Genomic DNA, 17,482 nt, shown 5'->3' on the forward strand with positions numbered 1-17,482 from the left:
AGGACAGTTAAGACAGTTAAGACAGTTAAAAGGACAGTTAAGACAGTTAAGACAGTTAAAAGGACAGTTAAGACAGTTCAGCAGATATTTAAAAGAATTAAAACAGTGTACAAAGAATAGTTACAAACGGTAACTTATTATTTACAGCTTTTTTATTTAACGCATTAAAATTATCCAAGTGGGGTTGAAAAAAATATGCTTATATAAATATGGGGAGGTAATTTTAGGCTATGACAACTATAGGAATCCTATTTGAGTTTTGAACATACGACCTACTTCTGAAGGGTAGCAAAATCAAAGGTGGTGTGTCGAATAAACCATTCAAACATCCACTTTAAGTGGGAGAATGAAGGAATCAATGCACAGAAACGTCGAACCCGTGTTTTAGCTTGTAACCAAATATCTTCGATGGGATTTTGTTCCGGGCAATTGGGAGCAAAGCGGACGCAGGGAACTTATACATTGCTCGGTTGGTAAACCAAGATTTACCTCCTCTAAGAAAGCTCGAACTTCTTTGGAACGGTGATAAGTAGCGCCATCCCAGAAAATCAGCAATCGTTGGTTGGGGGATTGAGTGAGCAAATACCGCAGGTAATTGATAGTATTTTCTGAGTTTCCTCCATCATATGCTTTCAAAAGCAATTCTCCTTGAAGATAGTCAACTGCTCCTTAATATGTCTGTTTTTCTCGCTCATTTACGCGCTCGTACTGTAATTTCAGTGTCAGTTTTCCCCCAGATATAGCCATTCAAATCTCCCCACATCAAATGACATTCATCAATGAGGAAAACTCTCAGCTTTCCTGTTTCGATTTCAAAGCGGTGGTTTGCCAACAATGCTTCAATCTCTTTTTTTTTCTGCAACTGCATCTGGATTGGCTTTAGGATTCAATTTTGTTGTTTTCTTCCAACTGATTCCTGCTTCTTCAAATATGGCATAGTAGCTTTGTTTTGATTGATAAACCACGTCATAGTCAAAAGCTAGCTTATATTCTAGTTCGCCAAGCTCCCAGGTATCCTTCGTTTGCAGCCAACTTAAAACTTCTTCTCGTTGCTCGTATGAAAGGTGGCTCTTTCTTCCTTGATAGTTCAACCGCAGTCCGTCAATTCCATTTTCCTCGTAGGCTTGCTTCCAACCTGTTATTGACCCTCGTGATACGTCTAATATTGTTTGAATTTCATCATATAAGTATCCTTGATAAACCAGCTTTACTGCCAACGCTTTTCTTACCTCACGCCCATCTGGTCTTACGGCTATAAAATTTTGTAGTTCGGCGATCGCCCTTTGAGCATCTTTCTCTGACATCTCTTGCCGTGATACTACCTCTGGGACTGTGATAGTTTGCCGACCCTGACTTCTCATAGTTTCCTGTTACACTTGTTTCCCTAGCCGTATTATCTCGTAGTCTTGTTCAAAAATCAAATAGGAGTCCTATAAGAAAATAATTGTGTAATTAATTCAGTAATTCTGTGTTACTGTGTTAGAGGATGTTTTAAAAGTCCCAGTGAGGTGATCCATTCCAAAAACGCCGCGTAAAATCCTAAACACCGCATGAAACCCTGATTATTGCGTTGACTAAACTCAATGCCCAAGGATAAACATGTCTGCAATTACTGACATTTTTGAGTGTTACGAGTTACAGTTCGATTCTAAGCAGGAGATTAATTGTAAGCAGAAGAACATATGATTATTAGTTGGATATATGTATTTTTAGCAGCTGTTTTGGAAGTAGCTGGTGCTACTTGCTTGAAATTATCAAAAGGCTTAACTGACATGCTGCCTTCTATATTTGTATTCCTCTTCTATATTCTATCCTTTACCATTATTTCACTTGCTTTGAAAAAGCTCAACTTGAGTATGGTTTATGGAATTTGGGCAGGGTTGGGAACAGTTGGAATAACAACTATAAGTTTTTTGTGGTTAGATGAGCCAGCAAGCTTGGCAAAGTTAGGAGGAATTTCTCTGATAGTAATAGGAGTCATTGCATTAAAATTATCTAGTAAAAATGAGCTTGTAGAACAGGACGAGAATGAGCTTGTAGAACAGGACGAGAAAGATAGTGCATCTGTAACATTAGTAGAAAAAGGTTAATAGAGAAGATGCTTGGCTGGTTTTACTTGTCATTATCAATAATCCTAGAATTAGCGGGTAGCACCTGTATGAAGCTATCAGAGGGTTTTACAAAAAAATTGCCTTCGGTTTTTGTATTTGTGTTTTACGGTACGTGTTTCTATTTTTTCTCACTTGCTCTGAAAACAATAGAATTGAGTGTAGCTTATGCAATTTGGGGAGGTGTGGGAACAGTAGCGGTATCAATTATAGGAGTTATAGCTTTGAAGGAGCCGATAGGTCTTATAAAAGCAGTGTCAATTGGTATGATCGCAGTAGGCGTGATTATTTTGGAGTTAGTTCCTTAACTTCGGGAGCATCCCAGTTTTTATTCTTCCAAAAAAAGTAAATAAAGTTTGAGTTGGTAAGGGAGTAACCCACGTGACCGCGTCCATAGGAGCCGTTATGACTGAAGAAGAAAACCAACTTGTAATCGAACACGCTCGTGCGATCGCTAAAATACTCTATAAAAATGCCCCAGTGGAGGAACTAACAAGTTTAGGGAAGATAGAAGAAGTAGTACGCAGTCAAATGCAAGAACATGTAATGCCTACTGTCGGGGTTTTTTTATCGAAAATGTCACAGGAGAAAGCACAGGACGCAAACGAGAAGTAAAAAGTATCATTGGGAGATTGCCCATAAAAAGTTCTCAAGCGCAAAAGCACCGAACTTAAACCCCATAGTCAATTAAGTCCATATCTAGAAGCATGTTGCTTGAGAGCAAGTGCTACGGTATCATACGAACGTGCGTGCCGTAGATGTAAAATATGCAACTGGAATAGAAGTCTCCAAAAGTGTACAACAGCGACTGGTACACCGTCAAAATTTTGAACTCCCGCAGGTGGAATCAACGGTTGAGGAATTGAGTGTTGACGGGGGGAATATCCGGATCCGTACAGCAACTGGAAAACCATCTGAGTGGAAAGGCTATAAAGCTGTACGTTTACATGACTTGCCTGCACTTGTCAGCGTCATTTCAACAAAATGATCTGCTGATTGATTGGGTGAACCACCAAGCTTTGGCTCCAATTCTCACGTGTATTGGGGATGGACATGATGGAGTTTGGAACATTGTTCGCGAATTTACCGACGTAATAGAGCGACGTGAAGTTCTTGACTGGTTCCATAGGCATGGAAAATCTCTATAAGGTTGGTGGTTCAATTGCATTGGATAAACGCTGCCAAACAGCATCTCTGGCAAGGACGTGTTGATGAAGCGATCACGTGCTTCGCCGACTGTACACGTAAAGCTTGCACAGAACTTCTGTACTTACCTTGAGAAACATCGACACCGTATTGTCAATTACCAGTATTATCAAGCTGAGCAAATTTGTTCTATTGGATCTGGCGCAATTGAATCTACTGTCAAACAAATTGACCGTCGAACTCAAATTAGGAGCGCACAATGGAATGTTGAGAATGTTCCTCAGGTTATGGCTCCGAAGTTGTGCCTATCTTAATGGATTAATCTTTGCTCGCTAAATAAAAACTGGGATGCTCCCCTTAACTTCCTTTGATTATGAGAATTAAGTCGGTGGGCGGGAAGATTTATAACTATAGCAATCCTAAATCATTAAGATGAAGAAAACTTCAAATTGCAATGGCAGACATTCCCGGCTCCTTAGTGGGTATCCCTGTATAATCATAGCTTATCTATTCTGCCCAGAAACTTAGCTTGTCCTGAGTTCAGGTTATAATTATCACTCTCGTGAATGTATAACCACGTCCCGTCTTTGCGCCAGTTGCAATTGTGTGTACACAGTCTGCCAAGGGGGAAAGTCTCAAGGGCTAACTCGCCATCTCACTCCTTCTACTAGGATATAGAAGATGGCGTTCAAAACTTCCCACATATCGACTTCTCGCTTACGACCACCGGGTTTGGGTTCACCGAATCATGTCACTCAGAAATTCATATTGTGCACGGGTCAGGTTGCTGGGGTATGCTTTACTCATGTTCCTCTCTCGGTGCTGTCTATGATCTATACGAGCGCGTATACCGAGAGAGCTTTTTTACAAACTGATCGACTTTTCAAACACCCTCTTACCCAATCCAAAATCTGCATTACCAAGCTCCTGCCTGGGAAAGAGCCAAAATCCAACATAGAAATGATGCTCGTTGCTGGTTCATCCGGTATTGGCAAAACAGCAGTGGTTAACGAAGTCCACAAACCAATTGTACGGCAACGAGGTTATTTTATCAAAGGTAAGTTCGATCAGTTCCAGCGCAATATTCCCTTCTTTGCCTTTGTACAAGCCTTTCGCTATTTAATCGGGCAACTGCTGAGTGAAACTGATGCTCAACTAAAACAATGGAAGTCCAAAATTCTGACTGCTTTGGGCGAGAATGCACAAGTAATTATAGAAGTAATACCCGAACTAGAACGTATTATTGGTAAGCAACCACCTGTGAGTGAACTTTCGGGCACAGCACTACAAAACCCAGGGTAAGAGCATCTCAAGTAGGCTTGACACAAGAGGTGAGAAGAATCTAATCTTAAATCAAGAAAACTTGAACTAAGAACTTGAATCATATAGTCATCATCCATAGCAGCCCGTTTACTTTTTTGTCGCAGACTACGTTTGTAAGTCTGTTCTCGGTTAAGTGTAGCGAACTGCAAACAAGAACGCTTCAAACCGCAAACAAGGCATTTTTGAAACCACATTAACTGCTAAATAATCGACACGTTGCGACTGCAAGGCTTTTAGCCGCCAAAAAGTCACCTTGACAGGGCTAACGGGTCGTACTAATGTATAAAGTATAAGATTTTCAAGATGCTTTTGGTTTTGGCAAATGGAAAAATTTACACAGATGTAGTAGTATTAATGGTCAGGACTTTCCTAAAATTAGTTTGAAAACAGGTGAATTACAGCGCTGGCGGTTTATTTATGGAGGTGTACGCGAATCATTAAATGCTCGTTTGAGAGATGCTGATGGAAATTACAATTCTGATAAACTACCTGAGTTGTATGAAATTGCAGTCGATGGTTTGTCTTTGAGTGAAGATGCTCTCCATCTGAAACCTAAGGCAGCAATTGAATTTGAGCCAGGATAAAGAAGGGATGTATTAGTGATGGCTAAAACCCCAGGAACTTACTATTTAATGGAAAACCCTGTATCTCCCAATAAGACGCTGGGTGATGAACCCGAGAACGAAGAACCGAAATATCTAGCTGAGGTCGAGGTAGTACCGGGTGAGCAAAATAAGCCTGTGTCCGCCAATGGATGTTAAACTGCTAGATAAATATTTGTCTTGATTCATCCACAGCGGTTTTCTGGAGCCGCCGAAATTTTGATCCCACATTCCGCACCTTGGACTGTCACATCCAGTTCCGCAATGATTCATACCGCCATTATGCAACGCCTACTTAGCTAATCTACATTAAGGGTATCAATGATACATACAATATTAATGCAATTAATAGGATGGTCTGTAGTTTTTCTTACAGTTTCAGTATTCTGGCTTTGGGAAATTCGCTCTCCTTTACATCAGATTAAATACAAAGCTAAATTCCTTAAGGAATTGGGAGCGATAGGAATAACAATCGTCTTTACTATTATTTATGCATACGTTTCTGTAGTAATTATGAAACTATTGACTTCTCTATTTATTGGAGAGTCTGCAGTTTTTGCAGGAGTAATGTCTGTACCTCTGTGGCTAAGGCTTATCACCGCGTATATATTGCAGGACTTTAGCTACTATCTGTTACACAGGACGATGCATATTAATCCGTTTGTCTGGTTGACCCACAAATGGCATCATTCAACAAAGCAATTATGGTGGCTGAGTGGACCAAAAGAAAGCTTTACTGGCGGACTTTTATACTATTTTACATTTTTTTGGTTTCCACTGCTGGACATTCCCTCAGAAGTCATGGCTGTAGTGACAGTGCATCAGGTGGTTCATAATATTTGGGCACACCTCAATGTAAAATGGGACTCCTGGTTAGGAATATTGGAATGGATTTATGTCACGCCCCGTGTTCACACTTTGCATCATTTTGATACAAAGGGAAGAAATTTGAGCTTTATGTTTACTTTCATTGACCGATTATTTGGAACCTACGTGTCTCCAGAAAACTTTGATCTAAAAAAACATGAAAATAGATTGGATGATGAATTAGATGATGAATCAGTAACGGTAAAGACAATTGTGGGTGTTTAATGGAGCTTAGGCTACCGCATATATCGTCAGAGGGAAATCGATTGGGTGCGGCTCTTTTAGAACGACGGATTAAGCAGCTAATAACCTCTGTGGATCTTGAAACTTACTGACATGATTACGCTTGAACTCCTGCAATTTATGAAAGTGCCAATACTCGGAGAAGTCGCCACTGGCTCTGAGGGTACGAATTTGGAGCACAGCTTCAGCTCGGTCAATTCGCCAGCGTGTCCCAGTAATATCCATGCGGTCACAGATCAAACGACGACAGGCTCCTTCAATGACTCCCGTGGAATCGGATAGCCTTGAGCAAGGTAATGGTCATCGTGGAGATAAGAGCTATATTTCAACAGATAGTTGGCACATTTATCAGCATTTTCACGCTCTTTGGTAGAGAGGTTTTGTAAGGTAGCACTGCGTCGGATGCCTGCAGCAACATCACTAGCTTTGCCTTGCAAGAGGCGCGATCGCCCGCTCCTTGACCCAAGTTTCTGCGGCATCACTACCAGGAGAGAGGAAGCAAAAACCAGCTTTCCAGAGATATTCCAACACATGAATGAAGTCAAGCACAATCGTCACCTCCACGTTGAATTGTCGAGCTGCAGCTTTGATGTAGTCCAACTGACGTTCCTCGCCATCAACCAGCACTACCCACTCCCGCAAATGCTCTGGATCTCGGTGGGATGCTTCTTCAAAGGCACTGGTAATTACTGTCTGAGCATCCTGCCGCACACTAGCCCAAACCCGCTTGTTGATCATAGCAGGACGCTCAGTCGGCTCTGTGTGGTCGCCAATGATATCTTCTGCTTCTCGCTCAAAGCGGGGGGTACTATACACGGATGCTACCGTCGCCATTCGCTTTCGTTGCCGTTTCTCCCCTGGACTTAAGCGGGTCTTACTCCCTTTGGCAGACTGCGCTGCTTTGGCTGTTGCCTCGCGCAAATCCTGCTGATGCATGACAATCCCTTTGCCATCGGTGGTGAGCACCAACAAATCCTGACTCGATTCGCCACCCTCAAGCTGCCGTTGGGCGTAGAAGTCAGCAAAATCCTGGGCAACTTTCACCGTCAGTTCTTCGCATTGCCGTTTCCCCACCTGCGCACCTGTGGTTTCCCTGATTGTCGTGCTCGTTTCTGTAAATGATACCTTCGCGGCTTCAACTGCTACCAGCCGTCGCACTCCATCTGAATATTGATCCACTGCCTGGTTCAACTTGCCGTCTTTTGAATAGAGCGCACTCACCCCCAACTGTTTGGTACTATACCCTAACCGAGTCACTACCACTTAAACAAACAGCGTTTCTAACGAGCGTTGACATTTCTGGCGACGATGCGGACGCTTTTGTCCATCTGTACCCAGCACATCCGTCTGCGCTACTTCGTTGACCGCTCGTAAATCTAGATGTCCTTGCAACAATCTTCGAGAGCAGTTCTGTTCCAACATTTTGCACAAACGCTTCTACTTCTCCATGTTCCATACTCTGGCATTCCAACGAGCGACCAGGTCTTCAACACACTTTCGTACTGTTGGTTGGCACTCTCAAACACATCTTTTTCAATTACATTTGTCGGCGGAGTAGTCATAGCATTTACGAGGTTTCACTGACTTATCTCCAAGCCTATTCATCAACCCCTTCTTTTTGCTGCTACACAACAGAAATATTTACCAAATGCCTCTAATCTCGTTACAAATTGTTACCTCAAAAGAGCCGCACCCAAATCGATTGGTTAGCTCAAAGTAGTTGACTTCAGTTCCTTGATACTTGTCCACGGGAGCTTGAGCCGGATGATGGGATAACTGTCAAGTCCGGTTCTTAGGGGACTGCGGGGTGGTGACACCCCAATGTTACCCGACCCCGGAAAAACGATGTATTGGATACGCCTGAGGAGCAACGCGAAAAAGTGAACACAAATAAAAAAGGGCGATCGCTTCCCGGACGAATTCAGTAACATAATAATATTTTGAACATGTGATTACCGTGAAAACACTACAGCAGTTCTAGGTGAGTGCATCTAAAAAGTCTTCTGGATAAGAATTTGACCTTTGACAAGTATAAATGGTCAGCAGAAAATGCCCTGTTGACGGGTGTTGATTAAGACAAATTTTCTACAGAAACGGCGGTAGTGGTAAAATTTTTAGCTAGCCGTGGCTGGAAAAATGAAACAAGTCAACATAGAATTGCAGAAATTATTCCAATTAAGAGCAGTCCATTGACACGCCCGCGTGCAACATAATTTCTGCATGATTTCGTAACCAGAACTTACTAGGGCAAACGCATTTAAATTTTGTTAATATATATTGACACCAAAAAGGATATATGTATACACAATAAATAAGTTATTTGGGACAATTAAGCAGTAAAACGATTATGCATATGATTAATAAAAGTTGATTGTATCGGCTCAATAATCTGGGGGAGGCAGTGACTCGGTTTACCAAGACCAACCTAGAGGATTAAGAGTAGCTGTGTAGTGAATCGTAGTAGCTAGGGACTCAATATTTCTAGATTGAGTGATGCGCAGATCGCACATACTCGAAAAAACTAATCCCCAACTTACGAGTCGTAGCAACAAGGGACATAAAAGTATCCCAAGCCTTGGTTCCATCTGAGGTTTGAGTGCCATAGCTAATACAGGTGCTGCACCATTGTCCTGGCTCCGAGTTCAGCAGGATTATTATGTAATGGAAGTTCGGGATGCTCCAAGACTAATAGCAACTCCTCCATTTTTGCTGCTGTTAATCGTTTTCGTTTATCCAACTCCTCATAACCACTTTTAGTGACGAAAATGTCCCAAAACTCAGACCGCAGTTTCTGTGCGGCTTCATCGCTTGGGGCGTCTCTATAAGCCAGTAAGAAAGCGGTAGTAATCCCAGCTATGTCTTAAGAAACTGATCTAAAAGCTTTTGATGATAAGCCACCACAGGACTCAACTTTTTGTAGTGTCGCCCAACATGATCCCAACACAAAGCCAATTCAGTCGTCAGTAATTTGAATTGAGGAGCATCATCACACACAAGAGCTTGCACCACTGGCCAATCGGTTTGATGATGGTAAAAAGCAATTGCTGCTGCTGACAAGATACGGGTACGTTGTTGAGAACCGAGGTTGGGTAGATGGTGATCGAGTAGAGTATTAAACTCTAATTCACTGATTGCAGTTTCTTGAGGTAATAGTTTCAAAGACTTCTGAATTTTCTGGGGAATTTGGAAACACTCCAGTAAGTCATATGTGAGTGGATTGAGAAGAAACTCAAGTTCTGGCTCATTTTGTAATCCTTTGAGAACAGTCAACCTGTCTTTCTTCTCAGTCGTGAAGTACACCGTATAAATCGGGTTGCACACTATATTAGTGGTGTAGTTGACCCCAGCAACACGGGCACTTGTTTGGTCAAAGTGCTGCCAGGGGCTACTGGCAAGTCCTGCTTCGTAAATTTCACTTTTCTCCGTGTGAAAATCTTCATGGTTTTTAATCAACAAGTTGGATAAATAACCTGCCGACATGGAAATACCAATATCACCCAGAAATTCTAGTAATTTGCCGCATCGTCATGTTGCTGCCATAGTATAGGCTGATGACCAAAGCTTTTATTCCCGGACCAAATTCCCCCTCGTACCCAAATGGTAGTTCTGCCAAGTAAGTTTTTCCTTATGTGGGTGAGTAGTATTTCTCCTTGCGGAATAAAACGTTGTCGGTACTGAGTTTGATGTCTTGAACTACAACTTCTTCTCTTCGAGACGCTTCGCGAACGTAACCTTTGAACTGTGCATCAACTGGTAGTTTTTCTTGGGGATATTTGATAATTTCCTGGCGGTCTATTTTAATGCTTTCGTTTTTCTTGGCTTTCTCATGATTTTTTGGAGTTTTTCGTTCTTTCTCCGAGGAGTGATTGTTTTTATTCTCTCTGGGCTGCTGGGGTTTGATTTCTGGTTTCCCTTGTTCCCCTTTGAGACGCAGGGTAAGAGCATCTCAATTAGGCTTGACATAAGGAATCAGAAGAATCTATTGTCAGATCAATGAAACTTGAACTGAGAACTTGAATCATATAATCATCATCCATAGCTGCCCGTTTACTTTTTTGTCGCAGACTACGTTTGTAGGTCTGTTCTCGGTTAAGGGTATTGAGAGCGAAGCGTCGAAGGAGTGCAAAATTACGATAGCGTAGCGTTAGCGAGTCTTCGAGCGTCGGACTATGTTCGGAGCGAATGCGACAAGCATCTTCATTAAAAGTGACGTCTTGAGTCCAATGAGCTTCGTTTTCAATGCTCCAATGTTTTCTGATCGCCCGACCTAAAAGTTGAGCATCACGCTCGTAAAGAAGTTAAATAAAACTGAACTTCACGGGTAGTTTTATTCGGTGAGATGACGCACACGGACCTCTGTTGAATAGCTGCGATTTCTGCTACAACTGTTGGTTTTTTCACAGTGGAAGCACTTTTTTTCCCATTCTCAGATTTAATTTCAAAGCCCTGAGACATATTCCTGGAGATTTTGAATTACGGTATTGTTGTCATCCCTCTGATCTTACTCAGCCGTCAAGTACATTTCATCTAAATTTACTTATCCCTACAATGTCTTATTGGTCAAGGATATTTTATACAAATTTAGATGAGCTTACCCTGGTAGCTGGAGTAGCACACGAAATCAATAACCCGGTTGGTTTTCTCACAGGCAATATACAACCAGCCCTAGATTACGTGCAAAGTTTATTTGGGTTGATCGATCTTTACCAGCAAGATTTACCTAATCCTAGTATAGCAATTAAAAATGAGATTGAGGCAATGGATTTAGAGTATCTGCGCTCTGATTTGCCAAAGTTAATTTCTTCAATGAGAGAAGGTGTTAATCGCATACGTAGTATCAGTACTAGCTTGCGCACATTTTCACGGGCAGACACTGTGAGAAAAGTATCTTTTAACATTCACGAAGGTATTGATAGCACGTTAATGATTCTGAAACACCGTCTCAAAGCGAATGAAAATCGTCCGGCAATTGAAGTCGTCAAAGATTACGGTAAGTTACCTGCTGTGGAATGCTTCCCTGGGCAACTTAATCAGGTGTTCATGAATTTGTTAGCAAATGCAATTGATGCAATAGAAGAGTCAAATCAAGGACTTACCTTTGCACAAATTCAAGCCCGACCAAATTGTATTACGATTCAGACAGCTTTATCTTCTGATGGTGAGCATGTAGTCATTCGCATCCGAGATAATGGTGTAAGTATGTCTGACGAGGTAAAGCAAAAAATTTTTGATTATTTATACACTACCAAAACTGTAAGTAAAGGTACGGGATTGGGGTTAGCAATTGTGCGTCAAATAATTGTCGAGCAACATGGCGGAACCATAAACGTGAACTCTTGCCCAGGGCAAGGCGCAGAGTTTGAGATTACTATTTGATTGACAAAGTGGGCTATAAGCCAGAAACCCAGATTTCTTGGTGTTCCTGATTTAGGATTGCTATATAAATAAGTTATGAATGCGTGCTGATGTTTTTTTTCGGAAACGCCATTTTTGCTTTTGTAGCTTTATCCATATGACAATTGATCATATGAATGTCAAAACAACATACAGAAAAAAACTTTTCCAATTAATACAATTGGAGTAAATTTATGCCGCAAAAAATCCTAATTTTAGCAGCAAACCCTAAAGGTACAACACCACTGCGATTAGATGAGGAGGTGCGTGAAATTTATGCTGGGCTGCTAGAGCGAGCTAAAAATCGCGATCAGTTTATCTTAGAACAGAGATGGGCAGTGCGCCCAAGAGATATTCAGCGGGCGATGCTGGATATTAATCCGCAGATTATTCATTTTTCTGGGCATGGGGCGGGAGATGAGGGTTTAGTATTTGAAGATGAAACAGGTTCGGTAAAGCTAATTGATGGAGAAGCTCTAGCGCGACTATTTGAACTGTTTGCTGAACAGATAGAGTGTGTTGTTCTTAACGGTTGTTACTCTCAGGTGCAGGCAAGTGCGATCGCTCGACACATTAAGTATGTGATTGGCATGAAAAAGGCGATTGGAGACAGAGCTGCTATTGAATTTGCCGTGGGTTTTTACGATGCTATAGGAGCAGGGCGTCCGGTTAAATTTGCCTACAAATTTGGTTGTACGGCAATTCAGTTAGCTGGTATTTCAGAGCAACTAACCCCAATTTTAACAGAGAAAGCAAATATTGATGATAATATTAATATTACTTTACCTCAACAGCAAGTTCTGAATGAACCTGTGTCTGAGGAATCTCAAATACTAAATGACACTGAGATCGAAATACTCGCAAAACTCTTAAGCCGTAGTGGACGGGCAGAATATTCCGCACGTACAGCACTGTGTAAAAAGATTGGCATTGATCCAAATCAACTTGGATTTATCAGAGAATCTACCGTCAATGACTTTGCTTTACAGATAATTGACTATTTGCATAGTATTGATGACATAAAAGCTCTTTGTAAAATTTGTAAAGAACTCGAAGTTATTTTTAAAAGCGGTAGGTACGCCAATGATTTAGAAAAGATTAAATTCAAACTCAATTGTCAGTAGTATCAGGAGTGAAAAGATGTCAACTCAATTCTTTCTCGACGAACTTGATATAGAAAAATTAGCAAAAATAGTGCTTCGTAGTCAACAAGTAAGAACACGAGAAGCACTGTGTATGAGAATTGGAGTAGATCCCAGACGACTTTGGTTTATCAGGGATTCTTCAGATTCTGATTTTGTTATACAGCTAATTAACCACTTAAACGAAGTGAGTAACAAAGAATCTCTGTGTAAACTTTGTTGTGAAGAACTACTGCCTATTTTCCGTAATTCAGAAACTAGTGCAGCTATTTTAGAAGAGATTGCCGTTAAACTTAATTGTCAGCAAAAGCTTAGCCACGCTCATGTCAATAGTTCTCAACATCAAACTCCAACTCCAACTCAAATTTTTCCAGGTTACATGTTTGGAAAAAGTCTAAGTAATCTCATAATCATCTCAGGTCTTATAGTCGGTCTTGGCGGAGGATTAGTTTACTATTTTACATCACAGAAGCAGCAAGCTCCATTAGGAAGTTACCAACATACTTGTCCAGATATTTCTGTAAAAAACAGTTTTTTGACGGCTAAATGTTACGATCGCCAGGGTCAACTAAAACAAAGTACTTTAAATTTCGAGCAATGTAGAGATGGTATTGAAAACCAAGATGGTAGATTGATATGCAAATAATTGAATTCTAAATGATTAGTGATATTTTTGGGTAAGACATACCAAAACTACTAAAAAAATGTGCAAGCGAGTGCGCTCATGCAATCTTATGTAATTTAGAAAAGATTAAATTAAAACTTAATTTTCAGTAGGAGCAGGAGTGAAAAGATGTCAACTCAATTCTTTCTGGACGAACTTGATATAGAAAATTTAACAAAAATAGTGCTCCGTAGCCAACAATTAAGAACACGAGAAGCACTGTGTATGAGAATTGGAATAGATCCCAGACGACTTTGGTTTATCAGGGATTCTTCAGATTCTGACTTTGTTATACAGCTAATTAACCATTTAAATGAAATTAGTAATAGAAAATCTCTTTGTAAACTTTGTTGTGACGAATTACTCCCGATTTTTCGTAAGTCAGAAACTAGTGTAGCTATTTTAGAAGAAATTGCAGTCAAACTCAATTGTAATCAAAAGCTTAGCCATCATCCTCCAACTAATTCTCAAACTCAAAATTTAACTTCAACAAATGGTTCTGTTTTTAATAGAGGTATAAGTAATATTATAATAGTTACATGCCTTATAGTCGCTTTGGGAGGAGGATTAATTTATTATTTTACATCACAGAAGCAGCAAGACCTATTAGATAGGAATAATACGCTAAATAAACATCCACAAACAAGTGGAATGTTCATAAGAAACTTATTATCGGGAAAATGCATTGATGTCGCAGGTGCCTCAGGTCAAGTTAATGGCGATCAATTACAACTTTGGGATTGCGAAGTGTCTGGACGTAATGCTGACAATGGTTCACCCACTGACCAAAAGTGGAGCCTGGAAAGTACAATATAGGTAGAGCAATAGCGACCAACATTATATTTTTCCCTATCCCAGCGCGATCGCACTCTCCATTACTCGAAATGTAAATAGTTACGTGTAAATATCTGAAACCTGTTAAGATTCTTACTGCTTTGGGCAAGAATCTATAGATAATTAATCATTTAGGGCATCTAATTAGCAATTACAGTGTTTTCAGCTACAGATATATCCTGGTAATTGAGCAACAATATTGAGATGTATTTAAAAATGCAGCCATCCTCTCAATTATGCTGCTTGTCCATGAAACCTCGAATCATTGTTTGTGGCTTAGGGCGCACCGGTTATAAAGTCTTCCGTTTGCTGAGACAACAGGGGGCGTTAGTTGTCGGAGTTCATCACCAACCTATTTCTGGGGAAACAGCGGGGGATCTAATTGTTGGCGATGTACATGCAGCTAGTACCTTGACAGCAGCAGGAATTCAGCAGGCACACACTCTGGTGATTGCTGGAATTGACGACGAACAAAATTTGGCAGTGATGATGCAAGCGCGGGTGTTGAATCCGCGTATTCGGATTATCAACCGCTTTTATAATACCAGTTTGGGAGAGCGTTTGGATCAAACTGTACCGAATCACTTGACGATGAGTGTTGCAGGGTTGGCTGCACCAGTATTTACTTTTGCCGCGATGGGAAATCAAGCGATCGGACAAATCAAGTTATTTCAGCAAACTTGGCCAATTCATGAAGTATATATAGATGAAAATCACCCGTGGCAAAATCGTAAATTAAGTGATTTGTGGAATGATCGATCGCGAATGCTTATTTACTATCTCCCTACCTCTGGTAATATGGATTTGGTAACAGCAGTGGTGAGTGGACAAAAATTAAAAGTAGGCGATCGCTTAATAGTTGGTAGCCAACCCCGCATCCGCTCTACTCGTAAATCTTTGCTCAAAAAACAACTCAAAGTTCTGAGCAATTTACGCCAGTTTCAGCAACATGCACAATCAGTAGTAGTAATGGCAGTTGTGCTACTGATGATTCTATTAACTGCCACAGTCGCCTATACTTCTGCCAACTTAAAAATTTCCTTGATCGATGCTCTTTATTTTGCCGTCGGCATGATTACTGGTGCAGGTGGTAATGACAAAGTGGTAGAAAATGCTCCTATCAGCATTAAATTATTCACCATTGTCATGATGTTAGTTGGGGCAGCAGCATTTGGTATTTGGTATGCCTTGCTCAACGATTTTATCTTGGGAACTCGTTTCAAACAATTTTGGGATGTAGCACGAGTTCCCCATTGCCATCACTATATCGTTTGTGGTTTAAGTGGCATCAGTATTAAAATTGTTCAGCAACTCCATGCCAGCGGACACGAGGTGGTAGTAATTGAAAGAGATCCTCACAACAAATATGTTAATACTGCGCGTGGATTAGGTATTCCCATCATTCACGGCGATGCCACCTTTCCATCCATTCTCAAAACAGTTAACTTAGAGTCTGCTACAGCACTGTTAGCAGTTACAGGCAACGATGCCACTAATATAGAGATTGCCCTTAAAGCCAAAGGATTAACATCCAAAGTATCGGTGATTGTCCATTATGCAGATCCTGATTTTGCTCGCGTGGCGCAACAGGTATTTGACTTTGAGGCAGTACTATGCCCTGCCGAACTTGCCGCCCCAGCTTTTGCCGCTGCTGCACTGGGGGGAAGAATACTCGGTAATGGCATTACCTCAGATAGTTTGTGGGTAGCTTTTGCCACTTTGATTACACCATCACACCCCTTTTGCAAACAACGGGTTCAAGATGCCGCAATGTCTGCTGACTTTGTGCCATTGTATGTAGAGACAAATTCTCAAAATATCCACGGCTGGGATTTACTGGAAATTAATCTTAGTGCAGGTGATGTACTATACCTAACTATGCCAGCTAACAGATTATACCAGTTGTGGCGTAGCGCCCCCTTACAGTTAATGGCGAGTTGATGCGAGTCGTCAAATTAATTTGAGTACGATTAGAATTAGAGTATGCTCAATTGACTGCTAGTTTTATGGAAACCCGAAGCATCAAGGAAGAAGCTCGACGCCTAATTGATCAGTTGCCTGAGAATTCAACTTGGGACGATCTAATGTATGAAATTTATGTCAGGCAGGTAGTTGAGGCTGGACTAGCTGACAGCAAAGCTGGTAGAGTAACATCAGTGGAGCAAGTGCGTAAAAGGTTTGGATTGGCAGAGTGAAAGTTTTTTGGACAGATACAGCACTACAGAACCTTTCAGCAATTTATACATACATCGCGCAAAACTCTTCCCAGTACGCGGCAAGAATGGTTGATCGATTGACCAAGCGCTCTCAACAAATTGCCACTTTTCCTTTGTCAGGTAGAATTGTACCAGAGTTTCAAACTGAGCAGATTCGTGAAGTTATCGAAGGCTCCTACCGCATCATCTACTACATTAAGCCTGAGCAAATAGATATTCTAGCAGTTTTACATGGTTCGCAGCAAATAACCTTTCCTCAAAACCAATTCGAGTGATTTACTTCATATAGCAGTGATCGCAATTATACATTCTGTGCTAATCTGTCTCCAGCGACTAGGAGGCAGATTGAATTGTGAAATCTATCTGTGTATTCTGTGGTTCAAGTAAAGGTCTTCGACCTGCTTACACAGAAGCTGCCGAGACTCTTGGTAAAATCATAGCGAGCCAAGGATTGGGCTTGGTTTATGGAGGAGGCAATGTCGGACTGATGGGCATTGTGGCTGATGCAGCTTTGGTAGGTGGTGGTGAAGTGATTGGAGTAATTCCAGAATTCCTTGTTGCAAGAGAAATCGCTCATAAAGGACTCACCACGCTTCATGTTGTTAACTCCATGCATGAACGCAAAACCAAAATGGCAGAATTGGCTGATGGCTTCATTGCCCTTCCTGGTGGATACGGAACTTTAGAAGAGTTTTGTGAAATATTAACTTGGGCGCAGTTGGTACTACACCATAAACCTTGTGGTTTGTTAAATGTTGAGGGATATTTTGATCCTCTACTCCAATTATTTGACCAAGCTGTAACTGAAAAATTCTTGAAACCAGCCCTTCGCAATTTGGTACTGGAAGCAACCGATCCGGAACATTTGCTGGAGTTATTTGCCAGTTACCAACCGATTATAGTTGATAAGTGGATTGGGCGAGAAGTCAAGCCTTAGCAATCT

At 41.1% G+C, this 17,482-nt stretch carries 14 protein-coding genes and 6 pseudogenes; 14 read left to right on the forward strand and 6 right to left on the reverse strand.

The window, feature by feature from the left end; translation table 11 throughout:
* Positions 1-272: 272 nt before the first annotated feature.
* Positions 273-1,361: pseudogene (locus tag ICL16_RS13455) on the reverse strand (IS630 family transposase).
* 321 nt (positions 1,362-1,682) lie between these two features.
* On the opposite strand from ICL16_RS13455, the gene ICL16_RS13460 reads away from it, so the two are divergent.
* The 3 genes and pseudogenes from ICL16_RS13460 (at position 1,683) to ICL16_RS13470 (ending at position 3,590) form a co-directional block, all read left to right on the forward strand.
* Complete coding sequence (locus ICL16_RS13460) at positions 1,683-2,090, forward strand: DMT family transporter (RefSeq protein WP_202895535.1); 408 nt, start codon at positions 1,683-1,685, stop codon at positions 2,088-2,090.
* A gap of 8 nt (positions 2,091-2,098) precedes the next feature.
* Positions 2,099-2,416: a DMT family transporter gene (locus tag ICL16_RS13465; protein WP_190828392.1), complete on the forward strand. Its 318-nt coding sequence runs from the start codon at positions 2,099-2,101 to the stop codon at positions 2,414-2,416.
* 97 nt (positions 2,417-2,513) lie between these two features.
* Positions 2,514-3,590 (forward strand): annotated as a pseudogene (locus tag ICL16_RS13470) (ISKra4 family transposase).
* 223 nt (positions 3,591-3,813) lie between these two features.
* Here the strand turns inward: ICL16_RS13470 and ICL16_RS13475 are convergent.
* A pseudogene (locus ICL16_RS13475) lies at positions 3,814-4,061 on the reverse strand (transposase); the annotation flags it as partial.
* Positions 4,062-4,208: 147 nt separating this feature from the next.
* On the opposite strand from ICL16_RS13475, the pseudogene ICL16_RS13480 reads away from it, so the two are divergent.
* From ICL16_RS13480 to ICL16_RS13490, 3 genes and pseudogenes are all read left to right on the forward strand, one after another.
* Positions 4,209-4,547: pseudogene (locus tag ICL16_RS13480) on the forward strand (ATP-binding protein); the annotation flags it as partial.
* Positions 4,548-4,957: 410 nt separating this feature from the next.
* Positions 4,958-5,161 (forward strand): hypothetical protein, encoded by a 204-nt coding sequence (locus tag ICL16_RS13485; protein WP_190828394.1) that lies wholly within the window; start codon positions 4,958-4,960, stop codon positions 5,159-5,161.
* A gap of 339 nt (positions 5,162-5,500) precedes the next feature.
* A complete protein-coding gene (locus ICL16_RS13490; protein WP_190828396.1) occupies positions 5,501-6,271 on the forward strand; it encodes a sterol desaturase family protein in 771 nt (256 codons plus the stop codon).
* A 69-nt stretch (positions 6,272-6,340) separates the two neighbouring features.
* Here ICL16_RS13490 and ICL16_RS13495 read toward each other — a convergent pair.
* The 4 genes and pseudogenes from ICL16_RS13495 to ICL16_RS45630 form a co-directional block, all read right to left on the reverse strand.
* Positions 6,341-7,851: pseudogene (locus tag ICL16_RS13495) on the reverse strand (ISKra4 family transposase).
* An 849-nt stretch (positions 7,852-8,700) separates the two neighbouring features.
* A complete protein-coding gene (locus ICL16_RS45620) occupies positions 8,701-8,892 on the reverse strand; it encodes a hypothetical protein (protein WP_190828640.1) in 192 nt (63 codons plus the stop codon).
* A 250-nt stretch (positions 8,893-9,142) separates the two neighbouring features.
* Positions 9,143-9,769: a hypothetical protein gene (locus tag ICL16_RS45625; protein ID WP_238360764.1), complete on the reverse strand. Its 627-nt coding sequence runs from the start codon at positions 9,767-9,769 to the stop codon at positions 9,143-9,145.
* 470 nt (positions 9,770-10,239) lie between these two features.
* A pseudogene (locus ICL16_RS45630) lies at positions 10,240-10,621 on the reverse strand (ISAs1 family transposase); the annotation flags it as partial.
* A 216-nt stretch (positions 10,622-10,837) separates the two neighbouring features.
* On the opposite strand from ICL16_RS45630, the gene ICL16_RS13520 reads away from it, so the two are divergent.
* From ICL16_RS13520 to ICL16_RS13555, 8 genes are all read left to right on the forward strand, one after another.
* Positions 10,838-11,665 carry a sensor histidine kinase gene (locus ICL16_RS13520; RefSeq protein WP_190828399.1) on the forward strand — a complete coding sequence of 276 codons (828 nt, stop codon included), beginning with the start codon at positions 10,838-10,840 and terminating at the stop codon, positions 11,663-11,665.
* A gap of 212 nt (positions 11,666-11,877) precedes the next feature.
* Positions 11,878-12,807 (forward strand): CHAT domain-containing protein, encoded by a 930-nt coding sequence (locus tag ICL16_RS13525; protein WP_190828401.1) that lies wholly within the window; start codon positions 11,878-11,880, stop codon positions 12,805-12,807.
* Positions 12,808-12,823: 16 nt separating this feature from the next.
* On the forward strand, positions 12,824-13,471 hold the full coding sequence (locus ICL16_RS13530; RefSeq protein ID WP_190828403.1) for a hypothetical protein: 648 nt from the start codon (positions 12,824-12,826) through the stop codon (positions 13,469-13,471).
* Positions 13,472-13,618: 147 nt separating this feature from the next.
* The gene (locus ICL16_RS13535; protein WP_190828405.1) at positions 13,619-14,305 is read left to right on the forward strand and encodes an RICIN domain-containing protein; all 687 of its coding nucleotides are present in this window, start codon (positions 13,619-13,621) and stop codon (positions 14,303-14,305) included.
* A gap of 267 nt (positions 14,306-14,572) precedes the next feature.
* Positions 14,573-16,264: a potassium channel family protein gene (locus tag ICL16_RS13540; RefSeq protein ID WP_190828407.1), complete on the forward strand. Its 1,692-nt coding sequence runs from the start codon at positions 14,573-14,575 to the stop codon at positions 16,262-16,264.
* A gap of 65 nt (positions 16,265-16,329) precedes the next feature.
* A complete protein-coding gene (locus tag ICL16_RS13545; RefSeq protein WP_190828409.1) occupies positions 16,330-16,518 on the forward strand; it encodes a hypothetical protein in 189 nt (62 codons plus the stop codon).
* Positions 16,515-16,814: a type II toxin-antitoxin system mRNA interferase toxin, RelE/StbE family gene (locus ICL16_RS13550; protein ID WP_190828411.1), complete on the forward strand. Its 300-nt coding sequence runs from the start codon at positions 16,515-16,517 to the stop codon at positions 16,812-16,814. The genes ICL16_RS13545 and ICL16_RS13550 overlap by 4 nt, the downstream gene beginning before the upstream one ends.
* Before the next feature lie 77 nt (positions 16,815-16,891).
* Entirely contained in the window at positions 16,892-17,476 is a 585-nt protein-coding gene (locus ICL16_RS13555) for a TIGR00730 family Rossman fold protein (RefSeq protein WP_190828413.1), read from the forward strand.
* The last annotated feature ends 6 nt before the right edge of the window (positions 17,477-17,482 follow it).

Origin of the sequence: Iningainema tapete BLCC-T55 (assembly GCF_014698965.1) — a bacterium.
Lineage (GTDB): Bacteria > Cyanobacteriota > Cyanobacteriia > Cyanobacteriales > Nostocaceae > Iningainema > Iningainema tapete.

What these genes read in the sequence shown, in the direction of transcription:
- ICL16_RS13460 (WP_202895535.1), top strand. Translation starts at nt 1,683, where the DNA reads ATGATTATTAGTTGGATATATGTATTTTTAGCAGCTGTTTTGGAAGTA.
- ICL16_RS13465 (WP_190828392.1), top strand. Translation starts at nt 2,099, where the DNA reads ATGCTTGGCTGGTTTTACTTGTCATTATCAATAATCCTAGAATTAGCG.
- ICL16_RS13490 (WP_190828396.1), top strand. Translation starts at nt 5,501, where the DNA reads ATGATACATACAATATTAATGCAATTAATAGGATGGTCTGTAGTTTTT.
- ICL16_RS45620 (WP_190828640.1), bottom strand. Translation starts at nt 8,892, where the DNA reads ATGGCACTCAAACCTCAGATGGAACCAAGGCTTGGGATACTTTTATGT.
- ICL16_RS45625 (WP_238360764.1), bottom strand. Translation starts at nt 9,769, where the DNA reads ATGTCGGCAGGTTATTTATCCAACTTGTTGATTAAAAACCATGAAGAT.
- ICL16_RS13520 (WP_190828399.1), top strand. Translation starts at nt 10,838, where the DNA reads ATGTCTTATTGGTCAAGGATATTTTATACAAATTTAGATGAGCTTACC.
- ICL16_RS13525 (WP_190828401.1), top strand. Translation starts at nt 11,878, where the DNA reads ATGCCGCAAAAAATCCTAATTTTAGCAGCAAACCCTAAAGGTACAACA.
- ICL16_RS13530 (WP_190828403.1), top strand. Translation starts at nt 12,824, where the DNA reads ATGTCAACTCAATTCTTTCTCGACGAACTTGATATAGAAAAATTAGCA.
- ICL16_RS13535 (WP_190828405.1), top strand. Translation starts at nt 13,619, where the DNA reads ATGTCAACTCAATTCTTTCTGGACGAACTTGATATAGAAAATTTAACA.
- ICL16_RS13540 (WP_190828407.1), top strand. Translation starts at nt 14,573, where the DNA reads ATGAAACCTCGAATCATTGTTTGTGGCTTAGGGCGCACCGGTTATAAA.
- ICL16_RS13545 (WP_190828409.1), top strand. Translation starts at nt 16,330, where the DNA reads ATGGAAACCCGAAGCATCAAGGAAGAAGCTCGACGCCTAATTGATCAG.